The organism is Catenovulum sp. 2E275, assembly GCF_025515275.1.
Taxonomy (GTDB): Bacteria; Pseudomonadota; Gammaproteobacteria; order Enterobacterales; family Alteromonadaceae; genus Catenovulum.
The window spans coordinates 1-5,734 of sequence record NZ_JAOPFU010000084.1 but is presented as its reverse complement, the minus strand read 5'-3'; the positions used below and the strand labels follow the sequence as shown (position 1 = coordinate 5,734).

Sequence of the window (5,734 nt, the reverse complement as noted above, 5' to 3'; positions counted from 1 at the left end):
CTGCGCCAAATTGTTTTGATGTAGAGCGACTATACCTACAACAATTTGTCTTGTCTCATGCATTTTTTTCTCCGGCTGAAATCAAGCATCTTGAGATAGCACGGGTATAATCTTAACGGCCATTTATTTAATTTAATGCTCTTAATTATTTACCCAGCCTAACCTGTTCAGGTTACAGCTTATTGATAATAGGTATAAATAACTGGCTAAATTATAAGCATCTGCTTCAATATAAGATAAACTTTCGCAACAATAACCTAAATTTTGGTTAAAAAAAACTTAGGGATATTAATGTCTTTAGCCATCATATATAGCCGCGCCAGAATTGCAATAGATGCCCCACTTGTCACGGTTGAAGCCCATATTTCAAACGGATTACCCGGCTTTGCTATCGTTGGTTTACCCGAAGCTTCAGTAAAAGAATCACGCGACCGAGTACGCAGCGCTATTATTAACAGCAAATTTGAATTTCCCGATAAAAAAATAACCATCAATTTAGCACCCGCCGATTTACCAAAAGAAGGTGGCCGTTTTGATTTAGCAATCGCATTAGGGGTTTTAGCTGCCAGCGGACAATTACCAACTGACAAACTAGAGCAATATGAATTTGCTGGAGAGTTGGCATTATCGGGTGAGTTAAGGCCAATTATTGGTGAAATTCCACTTACCATGGCTTGCTCAAAAGAAAACAGAGTTGCAGTACTGCCAGCTAAAAATGCGGAAATAGCCAGCCATATAAAATCGGCCAAAGTCATCGCGGCAAACCAGTTAATCGATGTTTATCATCATTTATCCGGCCAGCAAGTTTTGCCTTTAATGGCTCACCAGCAAAATACTGCCCATAAAAATTACTCAATTGATATGCAGGATGTGATTGGCCAGCAACATGCCAAACAAGCACTCGAAATTTGTGCTGCGGGCGGACACCATTTATTAATGTTAGGCCCACCCGGAACGGGTAAAACCATGCTTGCAGAGCGTTTAGCCAGCATAATGCCAGAAATGAGTGAAGCTCAAGCACTACAAACCGCCGCCATTCATTCAATTGTTGGTAAAGCGGCAAACATAGAAAACTGGAAAATCAGGCCTTTCAGAAGCCCGCATCACACCTGCTCTGCCGTTGCATTGGTTGGCGGCTCCAGTAATCCTAAGCCGGGTGAAATATCCTTGGCGCATAATGGCATTTTGTTTTTAGATGAACTTGCTGAGTTTGATCGCAAAGTGTTAGATGTATTACGCGAGCCACTCGAAACACACAAAGTGACGATTAGCCGAGCGGCCAGACAAGTAGATTTTCCGGCTAAATTTCAATTAATTGCAGCACTAAACCCGTCGCCTTGTGGCCATTATAACGATGAAAAAATGCGTTCAACACCCGATCAAATGCTGCGTTACTTAAATAAAATTTCAGGCCCGTTTTTAGACCGAATTGATTTACAAATTGAAGTTAGCCGTTTACCTAAAGGGGCATTGCAACAAACGTCTGAACGCGGCGAAAGTAGTGAGGTTATTAAACAAAGAGTGATTGCAGCACAACATATTCAAACCCAACGCCAATACAAACTCAACGCAGAGCTCAATAACCGAGAATTAGATAAATATTGCAAATTAAGCCCACAAGATGCGGACTTTTTAGAAACTGCAATTGATAAGCTGGGTTTATCAATTCGTGCTTACCACCGAATTTTAAAAGTAGCACGCACCATTGCCGATTTAAAACAAACTGAACAAATTAATAAAACGCATCTGGCGCAAGCTTTAGGCTATCGAGCAATGGATCGGCTACTACTAAATTTACACCGGCATTAATTTAACAATTTTTACTTAGCCCACATTAACGGCTATGGTAAAGTTAAGTTATTAGCGTTCAAACTGGATGATTGGTTAAGCCAAATCTTATGACTCAACAATACGACATAATCATAGTGGGTGCAGGCATGGTTGGGGCGAGTTTAGCCGCATCGCTTGCCGATACAGAGTTATCTGTTTTATTAATTGATAAAAAAATTACCGCTTTTGATGACACAATAAACCAGCCGAAAATTCGAGTATCTTCTATCAGTAAAGGCTCAATTGACTGGTTAACAGATCACCAGATTTGGCAACAGTTAAATTCTGAACGATTACAATATTATAATCAGCTTAGCGTAAATGAAGCGGGCAAAAGCCAATGCCACTTTTACGCAAAAGATTTGATGATAGACAATCTAGGCTGCTTTGTTGAGAATAACCATTTACAAGCTGCAGCGCTTAAACAAAACCCGTTTACTGTCATCGAAGATCAAATTCTCAGTTGTCAGTTTGAACAAGCTCGTTGGCATTTAAAATTAATTGAAAATCAAAATGTTAGTGCAACATTAATCATTGCAGCCGATGGTGCACAATCCAATATCCGTAAATTTTGTAACTTTGCACAACAAGGCTGGCAATATAATCAAGCCTGCTACAGTGCGTTAATTCAATTAACCCAACCAGCTAATATGCTGCAAACTTGGCAAAGCTTTAATCAAAACGGGGCAATTGCATTTCTCCCGCTTTACCAAAACTATGCCAATCTTATTGTGTATCAAACACCGGCTAACATACGTAAACTATCGGCTAAAAACCAACAAGATCAACAAATCCAGCTTAAAAGCTTATTTGCGAATAATTTACCTGAATTTACACTATTAGAATCCGCCAGCTTTCCATTACAAAAAATGTCGGTTAGCCAAAGCGCTAAAAATGGGGTAATTCTGGTGGGCGATGCCGCCCATACAATTCACCCCTTGGCTGGACAAGGTGTAAATTTAGGCATTAGAGATATAGCAAAACTCGCAAAAATAATTAAAATGCACCAGAACAATTTAACTGAACTTCAGTCAGAGCGAGTTTGGCACTCATATCAACGACAAAGAAACGCAGACGTTCAGAGTATGAGTGGCATGATGGATATTATTTTTTATGCCTTTGCTAGTCAAAATCCACTGCTTAACTTTTTACGAAATCAGGCAATGAATTTAGTTGAATATACTCAACCGTTAAAGCAACTGATTTTAAAACAAGCATTGGGGAAAATTAATTAGAGAAGAAAATGGCGATTTTTCAAAAACTGTTACCTTTATTAGCTATCTCAGTTATCAGCTTGCCCAATGCACAAGCAAATACAGACAAAATAGCAACTCCATTACTAGATAACTGCAAACAGCAACAAACGCAGGCAACAGCTTATTCAATTTGTTTAGATGAAGCGGTTAAGCAAGTTGAACGAGAACTAGAATCTTGGATATTACAAACCGAAAATAAAATTTCAGCCAGCGCCAGCGGCCCGCAAGTCGATGCTGCAATGTACGAATTAAAAAGAGCAAATAAATACTATCAACAATATATTGAATCGTATTGCCGTAGTTTATTTTTTGCCAACCAAGGCAGTGCTGAAGCTGCTAATATTTTTAGACAATGTAAAATTGTTCAGATAAGACAAAGAATTACATTATTAAAATATGAAAAAGATAAATAATAGATTTTAGCTTTAGAATTTAAGAGGAAGATTAAAATAAAGGATTATATAAAACAGAAGAAATAAAAGAAAATGGCTGGGGTACTAAGATTCGAACTTAGGAATGGCGAGATCAAAACCCGCTGCCTTACCACTTGGCGATACCCCAGCAAAAAAGGATAACTTGGAGAGGAAAGATGGCTGGGGTACTAAGATTCGAACTTAGGAATGGCGAGATCAAAACCCGCTGCCTTACCACTTGGCGATACCCCAACAATGGTGCGGACGGAGAGACTTGAACTCTCACACCTCTCGGTACTGGAACCTAAATCCAGCGCGTCTACCAATTCCACCACGTCCGCATTTAATGGTGGCTACAGCGGGAATCGAACCTGCGACCCCAGCATTATGAGTGCTGTGCTCTAACCAGCTGAGCTATGTAGCCACTTGACACTTGCCTCTCAGCAAGTGGCGCGTATTATGCTTATCTGCCCTGTACTCGTCAACCCCTTTTTTTAAAGAATTTCACTTCTTTTTGTATTTTTTATTTAAACAGATAAAAAACCAGCAAAGCTTGTTCATTAATTAAACTAATCAGGCTTTGTCAGGGGTTGGGCTTAATTTAAAAGCCAATATTTACTTCACCGGACTCACCAGAATTTGCTCAATTCTGACATTTTGCAAATCAATGACTTCAAACTTATAACCAGCGTAAATGACATAATCCGTTTTTTTCGGCAAACGTTTTAATTTATATAAAATAAAACCGGCAATGGTCTCGTATTGGTTTTTATCTGGAAATTCATCCAAACTCAGCACTTTAGCCACATCACTAATCGGGGTTAAACCATCAATTAACCAAGAGTTATTATCCCGTTTAATTATTAATTCTTCATCCAGCGGAGTAATTAATTGTGCCATAAAACTGCTTAATAAATCTTTAACTGTCACTAAACCAACAATCACACCATATTCATTAACCACTACCGCACAAGGTTGTGATGCCAGTTTAAATGCGTTGAGTGCATCAGATAAACTGAGAGTTTCCGGTAAATAAAATACGTCAGTATCTAAAATATCGCTATTTACGGTAGCAGGTTCGCCTTTTAAAACTAAACGTAAAATATCTTTACAATCCACTATGCCTTTTAAGTTATCCAGATTTTGGCTACATACCAAAAAATGATTATGCGGATTATCAATAATCTTTTGTGTAACTTGTTCGCTTGCTTCCTCTAAATCAAAATAAATAATTTGATCTCTGGGAGTCATCACACTGGCTAGTGTTCGGTTTTCTAGTTCAAATACGTTTTCAATAAGTTGATATTCTTGCTGTTGTAAGCTGCCGTGTTCAGCTCCGGCTTCCATGGTGGCAACTATATCTTCAGTGGTGACTATATCGACACGCTCTGACGGCAACTTACAAATGCGCAAAAATAAATTGGTCAAACTATTAAATACAGCAACAAAAGGGCTAAGTGCAATCGTTACCCAGCGCATTGGGGTTACAAATATGATTGCGACTGATTCCGGCATTATCATTGCAATACGCTTTGGCAATAAATCGGCAAACAGAATAAAAAGTGCGGTTATACAAATAAAAGACAATACAAAACTGACATTTTCTAAATATTCGCCTTGATAAAAGTAGCTCACTAACTCGGCAATATAAGGGGTTAATGCCGCTTCGCCGATTATCCCGCCTAAAATGGCAATGGCATTTAAGGCAATTTGAATCATCGCAAAAAAAGCGCCCGGCTTTTCTTGTAAATTTAATACGGATTGCGCTTTTAAACTGCCTTCATCGGCTTTAACTTGCAGCTTAATTTTACGCGCGGCAGCCATTGCAATTTCGGACATTGCAAATACAGCACTAATTACAATTAATAATAAAATGGCGGCTAAATCTGTCATGGTTTTTCCTAATCCCGAACATGGGAAAATAAGAGCTAAAACTTCGCGGATAATTTAGCGCAGCAATCGTATTTGAGCTATTAATTTTGAAGATATTTTTTATATACCCGTGCAACCTCAAGAGACATGTTTCAGAGCTATCACAGCGCTTTCAATACAAAACAGATTGGTGAAGGAATGTAGGCACCTTTCAAACCAATATGACGCAGTAGTGGAAGCGCTGTGAAGCTCCCGAAGGGCCGGGCCAAAAATGCCTGATACTGCGCCAAATTGTTTTGATGTAGAGCGACTATACCTACAACAATTTGTCTTGTCTCATGCATTTTTTTCTCCGGCTGAAAT

The 5,734-nt window shown here is 38.9% G+C and carries 5 protein-coding genes and 4 tRNA genes; 3 read left to right on the top strand and 6 right to left on the bottom strand.

The window, feature by feature from the left end:
• The first annotated feature begins 291 nt into the window (after positions 1-291).
• The 3 genes from N7931_RS18930 to N7931_RS18920 all read left to right on the top strand — a co-directional run bounded on the left by N7931_RS18930 (position 292) and on the right by N7931_RS18920 (position 3,499).
• Entirely contained in the window at positions 292-1,809 is a 1,518-nt protein-coding gene (locus tag N7931_RS18930; RefSeq protein ID WP_262795904.1) for a YifB family Mg chelatase-like AAA ATPase, read from the top strand.
• 89 nt (positions 1,810-1,898) lie between these two features.
• Positions 1,899-3,065 (top strand): FAD-dependent monooxygenase, encoded by a 1,167-nt coding sequence (locus N7931_RS18925; RefSeq protein ID WP_262795903.1) that lies wholly within the window; start codon positions 1,899-1,901, stop codon positions 3,063-3,065.
• An 8-nt stretch (positions 3,066-3,073) separates the two neighbouring features.
• Complete coding sequence (locus N7931_RS18920) at positions 3,074-3,499, top strand: hypothetical protein (RefSeq protein ID WP_262795902.1); 426 nt, start codon at positions 3,074-3,076, stop codon at positions 3,497-3,499.
• 73 nt (positions 3,500-3,572) lie between these two features.
• Here the strand turns inward: N7931_RS18920 and N7931_RS18915 are convergent.
• The 6 genes from N7931_RS18915 to N7931_RS18890 form a co-directional block, all read right to left on the bottom strand.
• Positions 3,573-3,647 (bottom strand) — tRNA-Gln (locus N7931_RS18915).
• A gap of 29 nt (positions 3,648-3,676) precedes the next feature.
• Positions 3,677-3,751 (bottom strand) — tRNA-Gln (locus N7931_RS18910).
• A 4-nt stretch (positions 3,752-3,755) separates the two neighbouring features.
• A tRNA-Leu gene (locus tag N7931_RS18905) sits at positions 3,756-3,840 on the bottom strand.
• A 6-nt stretch (positions 3,841-3,846) separates the two neighbouring features.
• Positions 3,847-3,923: transfer RNA gene (locus N7931_RS18900), tRNA-Met, on the bottom strand.
• Between the two features lie 191 nt (positions 3,924-4,114).
• The gene (locus N7931_RS18895; protein ID WP_262795901.1) at positions 4,115-5,392 is read right to left on the bottom strand and encodes a hemolysin family protein; all 1,278 of its coding nucleotides are present in this window, start codon (positions 5,390-5,392) and stop codon (positions 4,115-4,117) included.
• Between the two features lie 140 nt (positions 5,393-5,532).
• On the bottom strand, positions 5,533-5,734 hold a 202-nt coding region (locus tag N7931_RS18890; RefSeq protein WP_262795900.1), incomplete at its 5' end, for a hypothetical protein.